The following is a 14097-nucleotide window of genomic DNA, read 5'->3' on the forward strand; positions in this document are numbered from 1 at the left end:
CCCAATTCATGGACTTAACGCTTTTTCTTTCGATGCTGGGCTTTCTCTGGGTCGCCGCCATTACACCTGGTCCCAATAATACGCTACTTACCGCATCCGGCGCGAATTACGGTTTCTTCCGTAGCCTGCCGTTGATGATTGGCGTGATGCTCGGGATGCAGTGCATTTTAGTGCTGGTGGCCTTTGGCGTCGGGAGTTTAATCCTCCTTTACCCGGCGTTGCACCTTATCCTGAAGATTGCTGGGAGCGTTTATCTTTTGTGGCTGGCCTGGAAAATTGGTACCGCGAAATACGAACGGCTGGAAACGGATGCCGCGCCGCCTTCTCCAGTGCCTTTCTGGCAGGGCGGCCTGCTGCAGGTGATCAACCCTAAAGCCTGGCTGATGGCGCTGGGCGCGGTGGCCAGTTTCAGCCTTGCGGGCGCCGATTATCTCCATTCCGTGGCGATGATTAGCGTTGGTATTGCGCTGGTGAACATCGTGGCCGGCATTATCTGGATTGCCTTTGGCAGCCTGATTGGCCTGTTCCTGCGCAGCCGTCGCTCCTGGGCCATTTTCAACATCAGCATGGGCGTGTTAACCGCGGCCTGTGTTCTGCTTATCTGGCGCTGATGCTTACCCTCTCCCTGCCGGGGAGAGGGGCTTAATGCTTCGCCTTTATTCGCTCTGTAACATCTGTTCGAGCTGTTCCTGAGCGTCCAGCCACTCCATCTCACACTCTTCCAGCGCCGACTTCACCTTCACCTGAGTTTGCAGGCATTCGTTCATCTCGGCCTTGCGGCTTTGGTCATAAATGGCGCTGTCTGCCAGCTTCTCTTCAACCTCTGCAAGCTGGGCGTTTAGCTTTTCCATCTGTTTTTCAAGCTGGGTGATTTGCTTGCGCAGCGGCTGGGTTTGCGTACGAAGCTCGGCCTCACGGCGCTTCTGGTCTTTACGGGCTTGTGCGCTGTTGGCGTTGTCCTTCGCGGTATCTGCAGGCTGGTTTTCCTGCTTTTGCAGGTCACTCAGCCACTGCTGGTAATCTTCCAGATCGCCGTCGAAGGCTTCCACTTTGCCGTCATGGACCAGATAGAGATCGTCGGTGGTGGAACGCAGCAGGTGGCGGTCATGCGAGACCACAACCAGCGCGCCTTCGAAGTCGATTAACGCTTCGGTCAGCGCCTGGCGCATGTCGAGGTCAAGGTGGTTGGTCGGCTCATCGAGCAGCAGCAGGTTGGGGCGCTGCCAGACGACCAGCGCCAGCACCAGCCGGGCTTTTTCGCCGCCGGAAAACCGTGCCGTTTGCTCCGTGACCTTATCGCCCTGGAAACCAAAGCCGCCCAGGTAGTCCCGCAGCTGTTGTTCCAGCTCGCGTGGAGCAAGTCGAGCCAGATGCTGAAGCGGTGACTCGTCGGCACGCAGGTATTCCAGCTGATGCTGAGCGAAGTAGCCGAGCTTGATGCCCTTAGCCAGGCCAATATCACCCTGCAGCGGCTCCAGTTCACCGGCCAGCAGTTTGATTAAAGTGGATTTACCCGCGCCGTTACGCCCCAGCAGCCCGATGCGTGAGCCGGGAACCAGATTCAGCTTGATGGAGTTCAGGATCACTCGCTCGCCGTAACCTGCGCTGACCTTTTCCATCCGTAGCAGCGGGTTTGGCAGGTTTTCCGGCGCACGGAAGCTGAAGTGGAACGGGTTGTCGACGTGCGCCGGGGCGATCAGCTCCATGCGTTCCAGCATCTTGACGCGGCTTTGTGCCTGCTTGGCTTTAGAGGCCTTTGCCTTGAAGCGATCGATAAAGCTTTGCAGGTGAGCGACTTTTTGCTGCTGGCTTTCATACATCGACTGTTGCTGAGACAGGCGTGTCGCGCGCTGGATCTCGAATGAAGAGTAGTTGCCGGTGTACTCGAACATATTTTGCTGTTCGATATGGATAATTTTATCTACCACCGGATCGAGGAAGTCGCGGTCGTGAGAGATAAGAATCAGCGTGCCCTGGTAGCTTTTCAGCCAGCGCTCCAGCCAGATGACCGCGTCCAGATCGAGGTGGTTGGTCGGTTCGTCAAGTAACAGCAGGTCTGAACGACAAATCAGCGCCTGAGCAAGGTTAAGGCGCATGCGCCAGCCGCCCGAGAAATCGCTTACCGGGCGTTCCAGCTGTTCATTGCTGAAGCCCAGACCGTGCAGCAGGCTGGAGGCGCGGGAGCGAATAGTCCAGGCATCCACCGCATCCAGCTTGCCGTGAACCAGCGCAATGGCGTGGCCGTCGTTGCGCTCATTTGCCGCGTTAAGTTCGGCTTCCAGCTTGCGGAATTCACGATCGCCGTCGATGACATACTCTATCGCGGGCATCGCCAGGGCGGGCGTTTCCTGATTAACCCAGGCAAGCTGCCAGTTGCCGGGGAAGCTTGCGCTGCCGCCGTCGGCGCTTATCTCGTTTTTCAGCAACGCCAGCAGCGTGGACTTTCCGCAGCCGTTTTTACCCACGAGGCCTACTTTTTGCCCTGGGTTGATAGTGGCGGTGGCGTTATCCAGCAGAACGCGGGTGCCGCGACGAATTTGTAACGAGGAGAAAACAATCATAAAGCGCCGTATGTTCAGAGTATGTTAAATTGTCATTGTAATTCGTTAACATGTCGCCTGGGCAACAGGTCGGGCTGCATGGTAGCCCAAAATAATGACTATGACGACGCCCTGGAGGGTAATGATGTCGCAGCCGCCGAAAGTTTTGCTGCTGTATGCCCATCCGGAATCCCAGGACTCGGTGGCTAACCGGGTTTTGCTTCAGCCGGCTCTGCAGCTTGAAAATGTGACCGTGCACGATCTCTACGCGCACTATCCCGATTTTTTTATCGATATTTACCACGAACAGTCATTGCTGCTGGAGCACGATGTCGTCGTTTTTCAACATCCTCTCTATACCTACAGCTGCCCCGCGCTGCTGAAGGAGTGGATGGATCGCGTGTTAAGTCGGGACTTCGCCAGCGGAATAGGGGGCAACGCGCTGGCGGGAAAGTACTGGCGCAGCGTGATAACCACCGGCGAGCCGGAAGGGGCCTACCGCTATGATGGCTACAACCGCTTCCCCTTAAGCGAAATTTTACGGCCCTTTGAGCTCACCGCGGCGATGTGCAAAATGCACTGGCTGATGCCGATTATTGTTTACTGGGCGCGCCGCCAGTCTAAACAGCAGCTGGAAAGCCACGCAAAAGCCTACGGCGAGTGGCTGGCCAATCCGTTGCCGACGGGAGGGCGCTGATGGAAGGTTCTGATTTGCTGCTGGCGGGGGTACTCTTCCTCTTCGCGGCGGTTGTGGCCGTACCCGTGGCCGCACGTTTAGGCATCGGCGCCGTGCTGGGCTATCTGCTGGCCGGGATAGCGATTGGCCCCTGGGGCTTAGGGTTTATCAGCGACGTCGATGAAATCCTGCACTTCTCCGAGCTTGGCGTGGTGTTCCTGATGTTTATCATCGGGCTGGAGCTGAATCCGTCGAAACTATGGCAGCTAAGGCGCTCTATCTTTGGGGTTGGGGCCGCGCAGGTGATCCTTAGCGCGACGGTGCTGGCCGGGCTGCTGATGTTGACGAACTTCTCGTGGCAGGCCGCGGTGGTCGGCGGCATTGGTCTGGCGATGTCCTCCACGGCGATGGCGCTGCAGCTGATGCGTGACAAAAGCATGAGCCGCAGCGAGTCCGGCCAGCTGGGTTTTTCGGTGCTGCTGTTCCAGGACCTGGCGGTGATCCCCGCTCTGGCGCTGGTCCCGCTGCTGGCCGGCAATGGCGACGATCATACCGACTGGATTAAAGTTGGCCTGAAGGCGCTGGCGTTTATTGGCATGCTGCTCGGGGGCCGCTATCTGCTGCGACCGGTATTCCGCTTTATTGCGGGGTCCGGCGTGCGTGAAGTCTTCACCGCCGCGTCGCTGCTGCTGGTGCTGGGTTCGGCGCTGTTTATGGATGCGCTTGGTTTTTCCATGGCGCTGGGGACGTTCCTGGCCGGCGTACTGCTGGCGGAAAGCGAATATCGCCACGAGCTTGAGATCGCTATCGATCCGTTCAAAGGGCTGCTGTTAGGGCTGTTCTTTATTTCGGTTGGCATGGCGCTGAACCTGGGCGTGCTGTTTACCCATCTGCTGTGGATCGCGCTCAGCGTGGTCGCTCTGGTAGCGGTAAAAGCCACGATTTTATACGGTCTGTCCCGCGTCTATGGCCTGCGCAGCTCTGAACGGCTGCAGTTTGCCGGTGTGCTGAGCCAGGGGGGCGAGTTTGCCTTTGTGCTGTTTTCCGCGGCCGCCTCGCAGAAGCTCTTCCAGGGTGATCAAATGCCGCTGCTGCTGGTGACGGTGACGCTGTCGATGATGACCACGCCGCTGCTGATGAGGGGCGTTGATGCCCTGCTTGCCCGGCGCTTTAACCCCGGAGAAGAGACCGATGAGGCACCTTATGTCGAGGACGATCAGCCGCAGGTGATCATCGTTGGGTTTGGGCGTTTTGGCCAGGTCATTGGGCGCCTGCTGATGGCCAACAAGATGCGGATCACCGTGCTTGAACGAGATATCAGCGCCGTGAGCCTGATGAGAAAGTACGGCTATAAAGTCTATTATGGGGATGCAACGGAGGTGGAGCTACTGCGCTCCGCCGGCGCAGAGGCGGCGAAATCCATTGTCATCACCTGTAATGAGCCGGAAGATACAATGCGGATTGTCCACCTCTGTCAACAACACTTTCCACATCTGGCAATTCTGGCACGTGCTCGCGGGCGCGTTGAGGCCCATGAGCTGCTGCAGGCGGGCGTTAAGTTGTTCTCGCGTGAAACCTTCTCCAGCGCGCTGGAGCTTGGGCGTAAAGCACTGCTCACGTTAGGCATGCATCCGCATCAGGCGCACCGGGCGCAGCAGCACTTCCGCCGCCTGGATATGCGTATGCTGCGCGAGCTTATGCCCATCCATACCGACAGCGCGCAGATTTCTCGGGTGCGTGAAGCCCGCCGCGAACTGGAGGAAATTTTTGAGCGTGAAATGCAGCAAGAGCGTCGGCAGCTCGACGGCTGGGACGAATTTGAATAAGGGTGAAGCCAATGTCAGTGCGTAAACGTTTTATTGCCGGGGCCGTTTGCCCCAAGTGCCAGGCTAAGGATTCCCTCGCCCTGTGGCGCGAGAACAACGTTGATATCGTTGAGTGCGTCAAGTGCGGACATCAGATGCGCGAGGCGGATAAGCAGGTTCGCGAGCACGTTCGTGAGCAGGAACAGGTGATAGGGATTTTTCATCCCGACTAGCGAGATGAAGCAGCTTTTTTTAAGCTAGAGAGTACAGCGACGCAGATTTCCGTTACAATCTGCGCCAGTTTTTTCCCTACGCTCGTTCAGGAGATATCATGAAAGTAGCAAAAGACCTGGTGGTCAGCCTGGCTTACCAGGTACGTACAGAAGACGGTGTGTTGGTCGATGAGTCTCCGGTGAGCGCGCCGCTGGACTACCTGCACGGTCACGGCTCCCTGATTTCTGGCCTGGAAACGGCGCTGGATGGTCACGAAGTTGGCGACAAATTTGACGTGGAAGTGGGCGCTAACGACGCTTACGGCCAGTACGACGAAAATCTGGTGCAGCGTGTCCCTAAAGACGTCTTCATGGGCGTTGACGAGCTGCAGGTAGGTATGCGCTTCATGGCGGAAACCGATCAGGGTCCAGTCCCGGTTGAAATCACCGAAGTGGAAGACGAGCACGTTGTGGTTGACGGCAACCATATGCTGGCTGGCCAGAACCTGAAATTCAACGTGGAAGTGGTTGCTATCCGCGAAGCGACCGCTGAAGAGCTGGCCCACGGCCACGTTCACGGTGAGCATGACCATCATCACGACCACGATCACGACGGCTGCTGCGGCGGTCACGGCCACGATCACGACCATGGCCACGATCACGGTAAAGGCGGCTGCGGCAACGGCGGCTGTGGTTGCCACTGATTGCTGCAAAAGAGAAAGGCGTGTTTAACACGCCTTTTTTTATGTCTGTCATTCAGTAATGCGGCGGCGGCGTCTCTTCAGACTCAGAGGCGATCATCGACGGCTGGCTCGCCTTTAGCTTTTCAACCAGCAGGCGGAAATGCTCGCGAAGTTTGGCCATCTCAAGTTCGTGCGCCGTTACGGTCTGATTCAGTTCTTCAATCGTTATCTCCTGAAAAGCGAGACGACTCTCGAGATCTTCCAGCCGCTGTTCGGTGGATTTAGGGTGCATGGCGGGTCCTCTTCTGCCTGCGCGATGGAGAATAGGCGGTGATTTTACTGAAAATGACTCAGCTTTACAGCGCAGAAGTACTTTGCAGGAAACTTCTTTAAACAAAAAGAATCTGAATTTGACTCGATAACTCGCTGAGAGATTGTGTAGATTTCTTTCACGACGTTATAGTACGTCACTTAGTTTATTTGAAAACCTGGGGTGAGAGGCCCCGGCCCTTGGAGAAATGGATGAAATCATTATTTAAAGTAACGCTTCTGGCGACCACAATGGCCGTTGCCCTTAACGCACCTGCTTTTGCCGCACCTGCTGCCGCGAAAGACGCACCTGCCGCTGCCGCTCAGGCTGACGGTAAAGCGGCCTTTAAGAATGACGATCAGAAAGCGGCCTATGCGCTGGGCGCGTCGCTTGGGCGTTACATGGAAAACTCCCTGAAAGAGCAAGAGAAGCTGGGGATCTCCCTGGACAAAGCTCAGTTGATCGCGGGCGTGCAGGATGCGTTTGCTGATAAGAGCAAGCTGTCCGACCAGGATATCGAGCAAACGCTGCAGGCGTTTGAGACTCGCGTGAAAGCCTCCGCCCAGGAGAAAATGGAAAAAGACGCCAAAGAGAATGCAGACAAAGGCAAAGCTTTCCGTGATGCCTTCGCCAAAGAGAAAGGCGTGAAAACCTCTTCTACCGGTCTGATGTATAAAGTTGAGAAAGCCGGTACCGGTGATGCGCCTAAAGATACCGATACCGTTGTGGTTAACTACAAAGGGACGCTGATCGACGGTAAAGAGTTCGATAACTCATACACCCGCGGTGAGCCTCTCTCCTTCCGTCTTGATGGTGTTATCCCAGGCTGGACTGAAGGTCTGAAAAACATCAAGAAAGGCGGCAAAATCAAGCTGGTTATTCCACCAGAGCTGGCTTACGGTAAAACCGGCGTTCCGGGGATCCCGGCTAACTCCACGCTGGTGTTTGACGTTGAGCTGCTGGACATTAAGCAAGCGCCAAAAGCTGACGCTAAACCTGCAGCAGCAGCGGACGCCAAAGCGGCTGACGCAGCAAAAAGCAAGTAATTTGCTGGCAGTATGAGCCGCCGCCCACCGGGCGGCGGTTTTGTTTTTGAGTCTTGCTTTATTCTCCCCACGCGCGATGAGGAGAATAAAGACTGGAAAGCACGTCTTACGTTGTATTACCTTAGCGGGCAGCGTTTCAACCGAGTATGAGTCTGCCCTGACACCAGCAAAGCGCGACAGGCTCTCTTTAGAGTAAATGGCTGACAAAATCTGTTATCGGTATTGCCTTCGATTTGGGGCCGATGACAATAATGGACGATGTCTTCTGATTTACCCCAAACGCCCGAAAACCACGTTTTTCGGGCGTTTGTCATCAATCTGAGAGGGTGGTATTTTTACATGTCCAATTCGCTTTTAACCAACGAAACCAGCGAGCTCGATTTACTGGACCAGCGTCCTTTTGAGCAAACCGACTTCGAAATCCTCAAGTCCTATGAAGCTGTTGTGGACGGGTTAGCGATGCTGATTGGTTCCCATTGCGAAATCGTTCTGCACTCCCTGCAGGACCTGAAATGCTCAGCAATTCGTATCGCGAATGGTGAACATACCGGGCGAAAAATAGGCTCGCCAATTACCGATCTGGCGCTGCGCATGCTGCACGATATGACCGGTGCCGACAGCAGCGTCTCGAAATGCTATTTCACCCGCGCGAAAAGCGGTGTGCTGATGAAATCGGTGACCATTGCGATTCGCAACCGTGACCAGCGCGTGATTGGCCTGCTGTGCATTAATATGAACCTTGACGTGCCGTTCTCCCAGATCATGTCGACCTTTGTGCCACCAGAAACGCAGGATCAGGAAGTCCCGTCTTCCGTGAACTTTGCCTCCTCCGTGGAAGACCTGGTCATGCAAACGCTTGAATTCACCATTGAAGAGGTGAATGCCGATCGTAACGTGTCAAACAACGCGAAGAATCGTCAGATAGTCCTGAACCTCTACGAGAAAGGCATCTTCGACATCAAGGATGCGATTAACCAGGTGGCCGACCGCCTGAATATTTCCAAGCACACCGTTTATCTCTACATTCGCCAGTTCAAAAACGGCGACTTCGTGGGTCAGGATAAGTAATGCGTTTTGCCTTAATGGTTACCGGGCCGGCTTACGGCACTCAGCAGGCCAGTAGCGCGCTGCTGTTTGCGCGCGCGCTACTGGCAGAGGGCCACACGCTTGAGCGCGTTTTTTTCTACCGCGAGGGGATTTATAACGCTAATCAGCTGACCGCGCCGGCAAGCGATGAGGTTGATCTTGTCCGCGAGTGGCAGTCTTTGAGCGTGCAGCACGGTATTGCCCTGCATATCTGCGTCGCTGCGGCGCTGCGTCGCGGAGTGACCGACGAAGAGCAGGCGGCTTCTCTGGGGCTTAGCGTGAGTAATCTTCAGCCCGGCTTTACGCTGAGTGGTCTGGGGGCGCTGGCGGAAGCCGCGCTCACCTGTGAAAGAATGGTGCAATTCTGATGAAACGTGTCGCTTTTGTGTTTCGCAGCGCGCCGCACGGCAGCTCTGCCGGCCGGGAAGGGCTGGATGCGTTATTGGCGACGTCCGCCCTGTCTGAAGATATCGGCGTATTCTTTGTCGGCGACGGCGTTCTGCAGCTATTGCCGGGCCAGCAGCCGGCAAAAGTGTTGGCCAGAGACTATATCGCTACCTTCCGCATTCTGCCGCTGTACGACATCGAGCAATGTTTTCTCTGCGCAGCCTCCTTGAGCGAAAGAGGGCTGTCAGCTCACTCCTCGTGGGTTATCGATGCCGAAGTGCTGGAGCCTGATGCGCTGAGGGAAAAATTAAACCAGTACGATGTTGTGCTCACCTTCTGAGGCGCCCATGCTGCATACCCTACGTCAGTCGCCCTTTCAGTGTGATATCAGCGAGATGCTGCGCTATATGCAGCCCGGGGACGACCTGCTGCTGATAGAAGATGGCGTGATTGCCGCGCTGAATCACAGCCGGGCGCTTGAATTACTGCTCTCAGCCCCCATTACTGTTAGCGCTCTACAAGAAGATGTTGAGGCCCGAGGCCTGGCTGTTCAAATTTCCACCAGCGTTGAGCGTGTCGACTATACTGACTTTGTCAGATTAGTGATAAAACATGACCAGCAGTGCGCCTGGTAGTGGCGGATCGCTGTATATTTCTTGACACCTTTTCGGCTCAGCCCTAAAATTCTGCGTCCTCATATTATATGAGGCCGTTTTATTACGTGTTTACGAAGCAAAAGCTAAAACCAGGAGCTATTTAATGGCAACAGTTAACCAGCTGGTTCGCAAACCACGCGTACGCAAAGTTGCAAAAAGCAACGTGCCTGCGCTGGAAGCTTGCCCGCAAAAACGTGGTGTATGTACCCGTGTATATACCACCACTCCTAAAAAACCAAACTCCGCACTGCGTAAAGTTTGCCGTGTGCGTTTGACTAACGGTTTTGAAGTCACCTCCTACATCGGCGGTGAAGGTCACAACCTGCAGGAACACTCCGTGATCCTGATCCGTGGTGGTCGTGTAAAAGACCTGCCAGGTGTTCGCTACCACACCGTTCGTGGTGCGCTTGACTGCTCCGGCGTTAAAGACCGTAAGCAATCTCGCTCCAAGTATGGCGTGAAGCGTCCTAAGGCTTAATGGTTCTCCGTTAAGTAAGGCCAAACGTTTTAAATTAATGTCAAAATAAACTCTTTGAGTTTTGGACAATCCTGAATTAACAACGGAGTATTCCTATGCCACGTCGTCGCGTGATTGGTCAGCGTAAAATTCTGCCGGATCCTAAGTTCGGATCAGAGCTGCTGGCTAAATTTGTAAATATCCTGATGGTAGATGGTAAAAAATCTACTGCAGAATCTATCGTTTATACCGCGCTGGAGACCCTGGCTCAGCGTTCTGGTAAAAACGAACTGGAAGCTTTCGAAGTCGCTCTGGACAACGTCCGTCCGACCGTCGAAGTTAAGTCCCGCCGCGTTGGTGGTTCTACTTATCAGGTTCCAGTTGAAGTCCGTCCGGTTCGTCGTAATGCCCTGGCAATGCGTTGGATCGTAGAAGCTGCTCGTAAACGCGGTGATAAATCCATGGCTCTTCGCCTGGCGAATGAACTGTCTGATGCTGCAGAAAACAAAGGCACTGCAGTGAAGAAACGTGAAGACGTTCACCGTATGGCTGAAGCCAACAAGGCGTTCGCTCACTACCGTTGGTAATAAATCCTTCGTAGTGTTACCCAAGCGGGCGCTTCATGAAGCTGCCCGCTTTGGGTTACTTAACTTGAACGTCCCAGGATATAGAGGAATCAAATGGCTCGTACAACACCCATTGCACGCTACCGTAACATCGGTATCAGTGCACACATCGACGCCGGTAAAACCACGACTACCGAACGTATTCTGTTCTACACCGGTGTAAACCACAAAATCGGTGAAGTTCACGACGGCGCTGCAACCATGGACTGGATGGAGCAGGAGCAGGAGCGTGGTATCACCATCACCTCCGCTGCAACTACTGCATTCTGGTCTGGTATGGCTAAGCAGTATGAACCGCACCGCGTAAACATCATCGACACCCCAGGGCACGTTGACTTCACCATCGAAGTAGAACGTTCCATGCGTGTTCTTGACGGTGCAGTAATGGTTTACTGCGCAGTTGGTGGTGTTCAGCCACAGTCTGAAACCGTATGGCGTCAGGCTAACAAATACAAAGTTCCACGCATCGCGTTCGTTAACAAAATGGACCGTATGGGTGCTAACTTCCTGAAAGTTGTAGGCCAGATCAAATCCCGCCTGGGCGCGAACCCTGTTCCGCTTCAGCTGGCGATTGGTGCTGAAGAAGGTTTCACCGGCGTTATCGACCTGGTGAAAATGAAAGCCATCAACTGGAACGATGCCGATCAGGGCGTTACCTTCGAATACGAAGATATCCCGGCTGACATGCAGGACCTGGCTGACGAATGGCACCAGAACCTGATTGAGTCCGCTGCAGAAGCCTCTGAAGAGCTGATGGAAAAATACCTGGGCGGCGAAGAGCTGACCGAGGAAGAGATCAAGAAAGCTCTGCGTCAGCGCGTGCTGAACAACGAAATCATCCTGGTTACCTGTGGTTCTGCATTTAAGAACAAAGGTGTTCAGGCGATGCTGGATGCGGTAATCGATTACCTGCCAGCACCGACCGACGTACCGGCAATCAACGGTATTCTGGATGACGGTAAAGACACTCCGGCTGAGCGTCACGCAACTGACGACGAGCCGTTTGCTGCACTGGCATTCAAAATCGCAACTGACCCGTTCGTAGGTAACCTGACCTTCTTCCGCGTTTACTCCGGCGTTGTTAACTCCGGTGATACCGTGCTGAACTCCGTTAAAGCTGCTCGTGAGCGCTTTGGCCGTATCGTTCAGATGCACGCTAACAAACGTGAAGAGATCAAAGAAGTTCGCGCGGGCGATATCGCAGCTGCTATCGGTCTGAAAGACGTAACTACTGGTGACACCCTGTGTGATCCAGATGCGCCTATCATTCTGGAGCGTATGGAATTCCCAGAGCCGGTAATCTCCATCGCTGTTGAACCAAAAACCAAAGCTGACCAGGAAAAAATGGGTCTGGCTCTGGGTCGTCTGGCAAAAGAAGACCCATCATTCCGCGTATGGACTGATGAAGAATCTAACCAGACCATTATCGCCGGTATGGGTGAACTGCACCTCGACATCATCGTTGACCGTATGAAGCGTGAATTCAACGTTGAAGCGAACGTCGGTAAACCTCAGGTTGCTTACCGCGAAGCGATTCGCGCGAAAGTGACCGATATCGAAGGTAAACACGCCAAGCAGTCTGGTGGTCGCGGTCAGTACGGTCATGTTGTTATCGACATGTACCCACTGGAGCCGGGCTCTAACCCTAAAGGTTACGAGTTCGTCAACGACATCAAAGGTGGTGTAATTCCTGGTGAATACATCCCTGCCGTTGATAAGGGCATCCAGGAGCAGCTGAAATCTGGTCCACTGGCGGGTTACCCGGTTGTCGATCTCGGCGTGCGTCTGCACTTCGGTTCTTACCATGACGTTGACTCCTCCGAACTGGCGTTTAAACTGGCCGCTTCTATTGCCTTCAAAGATGGCTTTAAGAAAGCGAAACCAGTTCTGCTTGAGCCTATCATGAAGGTTGAAGTTGAAACTCCGGAAGAGAACACGGGTGACGTTATCGGTGACCTTAGCCGTCGTCGTGGTCAGCTGAAAGGCCAGGAATCTAACGCTACTGGCGTACAGATTCATGCTGAAGTTCCGTTGTCTGAAATGTTCGGGTACGCAACTCAGCTGCGTTCTCTGACCAAAGGTCGTGCATCTTACTCCATGGAATTCCTGAAGTATGATGACGCACCTAACAACGTTGCTCAGGCCGTAATCGAAGCTCGTGGCAAATAAGCCAACGCTTTTAACACAATGATCCCGTGCTCTCTCCTGAAGGGGAGAGCACAATAGTAAGGAATATAGCCGTGTCTAAAGAAAAATTTGAACGTACAAAACCGCACGTTAACGTTGGTACTATCGGCCACGTTGACCACGGTAAAACCACTCTGACTGCTGCAATCACTACCGTTCTGGCTAAAACCTACGGTGGTTCTGCTCGTGCATTCGACCAGATCGATAACGCACCAGAAGAAAAAGCTCGTGGTATCACCATCAACACTTCCCACGTTGAATACGACACCCCGACTCGTCACTACGCGCACGTTGACTGCCCAGGGCACGCCGACTACGTGAAAAACATGATCACCGGTGCTGCTCAGATGGACGGCGCTATCCTGGTTGTTGCTGCAACTGACGGCCCTATGCCTCAGACCCGTGAGCACATCCTGCTGGGTCGCCAGGTTGGCGTTCCTTACATCATCGTGTTCCTGAACAAATGTGACATGGTTGATGACGAAGAGCTGCTGGAGCTGGTAGAAATGGAAGTTCGTGAACTTCTGTCTCAGTACGACTTCCCAGGCGATGATACCCCAATCATCCGTGGTTCTGCTCTGAAAGCGCTGGAAGGCGAAGCAGAGTGGGAAGCTAAAATCGTTGAGCTGGCTGGCTTCCTGGATTCCTACATCCCAGAACCAGTACGTGCAATCGACCTGCCGTTCCTGCTGCCAATCGAAGACGTATTCTCCATCTCCGGTCGTGGTACCGTTGTTACCGGTCGTGTAGAGCGCGGTATCGTTAAAGTGGGCGAAGAAGTAGAAATCGTTGGTATCAAAGATACTGCGAAATCTACCTGTACCGGCGTTGAAATGTTCCGCAAACTGCTGGACGAAGGCCGTGCTGGTGAGAACGTTGGTGTTCTGCTGCGTGGTATCAAACGTGAAGAAATCGAACGTGGTCAGGTTCTGGCTAAGCCAGGCTCTATCAAGCCGCACACCAAGTTCGAATCTGAAGTGTACATCCTGTCCAAAGACGAAGGCGGCCGTCATACTCCGTTCTTCAAAGGCTACCGTCCACAGTTCTACTTCCGTACCACTGACGTGACCGGTACCATCGAACTGCCAGAAGGCGTAGAGATGGTAATGCCAGGCGACAACATCAAAATGGTTGTTACCCTGATCCACCCAATCGCGATGGACGACGGTCTGCGTTTCGCAATCCGTGAAGGCGGCCGTACCGTTGGCGCTGGTGTTGTTGCTAAAGTTCTGAGCTAATCCTCTGATACTTTAATGCAATAATGGAAAAGGGCATCTTCGGATGCCCTTTTTTATGCCTGAAATTTACCGTAGGTGCCAGGCCGCTATCTGTAGCGTAAAGCCCGGGCCGGTACCCATTTTTGCATTTGATTACCCTTCTCCACATTCTGCCTCCCGCGACCCCTTGTAAATACAATCATTCTCAT

At 54.2% G+C, this 14097-nt stretch carries 16 protein-coding genes; 14 read left to right on the plus strand and 2 right to left on the minus strand.

Annotated features, from left to right (window positions below; genetic code table 11):
- Nucleotides 1–8: 8 nt before the first annotated feature.
- Nucleotides 9–611, plus strand: coding sequence for a LysE family translocator (locus EL098_RS01030; RefSeq protein WP_126354299.1), 603 nt, complete (start codon nucleotides 9–11; stop codon nucleotides 609–611).
- Nucleotides 612–656: 45 nt separating this feature from the next.
- Here EL098_RS01030 and EL098_RS01035 read toward each other — a convergent pair whose 3' ends face one another.
- Entirely contained in the window at nucleotides 657–2561 is a 1905-nt protein-coding gene (locus EL098_RS01035) for an ABC transporter ATP-binding protein (RefSeq protein WP_126354300.1), read from the minus strand.
- A gap of 124 nt (nucleotides 2562–2685) precedes the next feature.
- On the opposite strand from EL098_RS01035, the gene kefG reads away from it, so the two are divergent.
- The 4 genes from kefG (at nucleotide 2686) to slyD (ending at nucleotide 5937) form a co-directional block, all read left to right on the plus strand.
- Nucleotides 2686–3237, plus strand: coding sequence for a glutathione-regulated potassium-efflux system ancillary protein KefG (gene kefG / locus EL098_RS01040; RefSeq protein ID WP_197718554.1), 552 nt, complete (start codon nucleotides 2686–2688; stop codon nucleotides 3235–3237).
- A complete protein-coding gene (kefB, locus tag EL098_RS01045; protein ID WP_126354302.1) occupies nucleotides 3237–5042 on the plus strand; it encodes a glutathione-regulated potassium-efflux system protein KefB in 1806 nt (601 codons plus the stop codon). The genes kefG and kefB overlap by 1 nt, the downstream gene beginning before the upstream one ends.
- 11 nt (nucleotides 5043–5053) lie before the next feature.
- Complete coding sequence (locus tag EL098_RS01050; RefSeq protein WP_016538480.1) at nucleotides 5054–5254, plus strand: YheV family putative zinc ribbon protein; 201 nt, start codon at nucleotides 5054–5056, stop codon at nucleotides 5252–5254.
- Nucleotides 5255–5352: 98 nt separating this feature from the next.
- Nucleotides 5353–5937, plus strand: a complete 585-nt coding sequence (gene slyD, locus EL098_RS01055; protein ID WP_126354303.1) for a peptidylprolyl isomerase — start codon at nucleotides 5353–5355, stop codon at nucleotides 5935–5937.
- A 52-nt stretch (nucleotides 5938–5989) separates the two neighbouring features.
- Here the strand turns inward: slyD and EL098_RS01060 are convergent, their stop codons facing one another.
- Nucleotides 5990–6208: a protein SlyX gene (locus EL098_RS01060; protein WP_038478182.1), complete on the minus strand. Its 219-nt coding sequence runs from the start codon at nucleotides 6206–6208 to the stop codon at nucleotides 5990–5992.
- A 230-nt stretch (nucleotides 6209–6438) separates the two neighbouring features.
- On the opposite strand from EL098_RS01060, the gene fkpA reads away from it, so the two are divergent.
- The 9 genes from fkpA to tuf all read left to right on the plus strand — a co-directional run bounded on the left by fkpA (nucleotide 6439) and on the right by tuf (nucleotide 13909).
- Nucleotides 6439–7272 (plus strand): FKBP-type peptidyl-prolyl cis-trans isomerase, encoded by an 834-nt coding sequence (gene fkpA, locus EL098_RS01065; protein WP_126354304.1) that lies wholly within the window; start codon nucleotides 6439–6441, stop codon nucleotides 7270–7272.
- 339 nt (nucleotides 7273–7611) lie between these two features.
- Nucleotides 7612–8340 carry a helix-turn-helix transcriptional regulator gene (locus EL098_RS01070; protein WP_126354305.1) on the plus strand — a complete coding sequence of 243 codons (729 nt, stop codon included), beginning with the start codon at nucleotides 7612–7614 and terminating at the stop codon, nucleotides 8338–8340.
- Nucleotides 8340–8726, plus strand: coding sequence for a sulfurtransferase complex subunit TusD (tusD, locus tag EL098_RS01075; RefSeq protein WP_126354306.1), 387 nt, complete (start codon nucleotides 8340–8342; stop codon nucleotides 8724–8726). The genes EL098_RS01070 and tusD overlap by 1 nt, the downstream gene beginning before the upstream one ends.
- On the plus strand, nucleotides 8726–9085 hold the full coding sequence (gene tusC, locus EL098_RS01080) for a sulfurtransferase complex subunit TusC (protein ID WP_126354307.1): 360 nt from the start codon (nucleotides 8726–8728) through the stop codon (nucleotides 9083–9085). The genes tusD and tusC overlap by 1 nt, the downstream gene beginning before the upstream one ends.
- A 7-nt stretch (nucleotides 9086–9092) precedes the next feature.
- Nucleotides 9093–9380 carry a sulfurtransferase complex subunit TusB gene (tusB, locus tag EL098_RS01085; RefSeq protein ID WP_126354308.1) on the plus strand — a complete coding sequence of 96 codons (288 nt, stop codon included), beginning with the start codon at nucleotides 9093–9095 and terminating at the stop codon, nucleotides 9378–9380.
- Between the two features lie 124 nt (nucleotides 9381–9504).
- The gene (gene rpsL, locus EL098_RS01090) at nucleotides 9505–9879 is read left to right on the plus strand and encodes a 30S ribosomal protein S12 (protein WP_008457105.1); all 375 of its coding nucleotides are present in this window, start codon (nucleotides 9505–9507) and stop codon (nucleotides 9877–9879) included.
- A 95-nt stretch (nucleotides 9880–9974) separates the two neighbouring features.
- Nucleotides 9975–10445: a 30S ribosomal protein S7 gene (gene rpsG / locus EL098_RS01095; protein ID WP_008457106.1), complete on the plus strand. Its 471-nt coding sequence runs from the start codon at nucleotides 9975–9977 to the stop codon at nucleotides 10443–10445.
- 93 nt (nucleotides 10446–10538) lie between these two features.
- The gene (fusA, locus tag EL098_RS01100; RefSeq protein WP_126354309.1) at nucleotides 10539–12653 is read left to right on the plus strand and encodes an elongation factor G; all 2115 of its coding nucleotides are present in this window, start codon (nucleotides 10539–10541) and stop codon (nucleotides 12651–12653) included.
- 71 nt (nucleotides 12654–12724) lie between these two features.
- Nucleotides 12725–13909: an elongation factor Tu gene (gene tuf / locus EL098_RS01105; RefSeq protein WP_038478205.1), complete on the plus strand. Its 1185-nt coding sequence runs from the start codon at nucleotides 12725–12727 to the stop codon at nucleotides 13907–13909.
- Nucleotides 13910–14097: the final 188 nt, after the last annotated feature.

The organism is Cedecea lapagei, from assembly GCF_900635955.1.
Classification (GTDB): Bacteria; Pseudomonadota; Gammaproteobacteria; order Enterobacterales; family Enterobacteriaceae; genus Cedecea; species Cedecea lapagei.

Coding starts and splice junctions, on each gene's coding strand:
- EL098_RS01030 (WP_126354299.1), top strand. CDS start 9: ATGGACTTAACGCTTTTTCTTTCGATGCTGGGCTTTCTCTGGGTCGCC.
- EL098_RS01035 (WP_126354300.1), bottom strand. CDS start 2,561: ATGATTGTTTTCTCCTCGTTACAAATTCGTCGCGGCACCCGCGTTCTG.
- kefG (WP_197718554.1), top strand. CDS start 2,686: ATGTCGCAGCCGCCGAAAGTTTTGCTGCTGTATGCCCATCCGGAATCC.
- kefB (WP_126354302.1), top strand. CDS start 3,237: ATGGAAGGTTCTGATTTGCTGCTGGCGGGGGTACTCTTCCTCTTCGCG.
- EL098_RS01050 (WP_016538480.1), top strand. CDS start 5,054: ATGTCAGTGCGTAAACGTTTTATTGCCGGGGCCGTTTGCCCCAAGTGC.
- slyD (WP_126354303.1), top strand. CDS start 5,353: ATGAAAGTAGCAAAAGACCTGGTGGTCAGCCTGGCTTACCAGGTACGT.
- EL098_RS01060 (WP_038478182.1), bottom strand. CDS start 6,208: ATGCACCCTAAATCCACCGAACAGCGGCTGGAAGATCTCGAGAGTCGT.
- fkpA (WP_126354304.1), top strand. CDS start 6,439: ATGAAATCATTATTTAAAGTAACGCTTCTGGCGACCACAATGGCCGTT.
- EL098_RS01070 (WP_126354305.1), top strand. CDS start 7,612: ATGTCCAATTCGCTTTTAACCAACGAAACCAGCGAGCTCGATTTACTG.
- tusD (WP_126354306.1), top strand. CDS start 8,340: ATGCGTTTTGCCTTAATGGTTACCGGGCCGGCTTACGGCACTCAGCAG.
- tusC (WP_126354307.1), top strand. CDS start 8,726: ATGAAACGTGTCGCTTTTGTGTTTCGCAGCGCGCCGCACGGCAGCTCT.
- tusB (WP_126354308.1), top strand. CDS start 9,093: ATGCTGCATACCCTACGTCAGTCGCCCTTTCAGTGTGATATCAGCGAG.
- rpsL (WP_008457105.1), top strand. CDS start 9,505: ATGGCAACAGTTAACCAGCTGGTTCGCAAACCACGCGTACGCAAAGTT.
- rpsG (WP_008457106.1), top strand. CDS start 9,975: ATGCCACGTCGTCGCGTGATTGGTCAGCGTAAAATTCTGCCGGATCCT.
- fusA (WP_126354309.1), top strand. CDS start 10,539: ATGGCTCGTACAACACCCATTGCACGCTACCGTAACATCGGTATCAGT.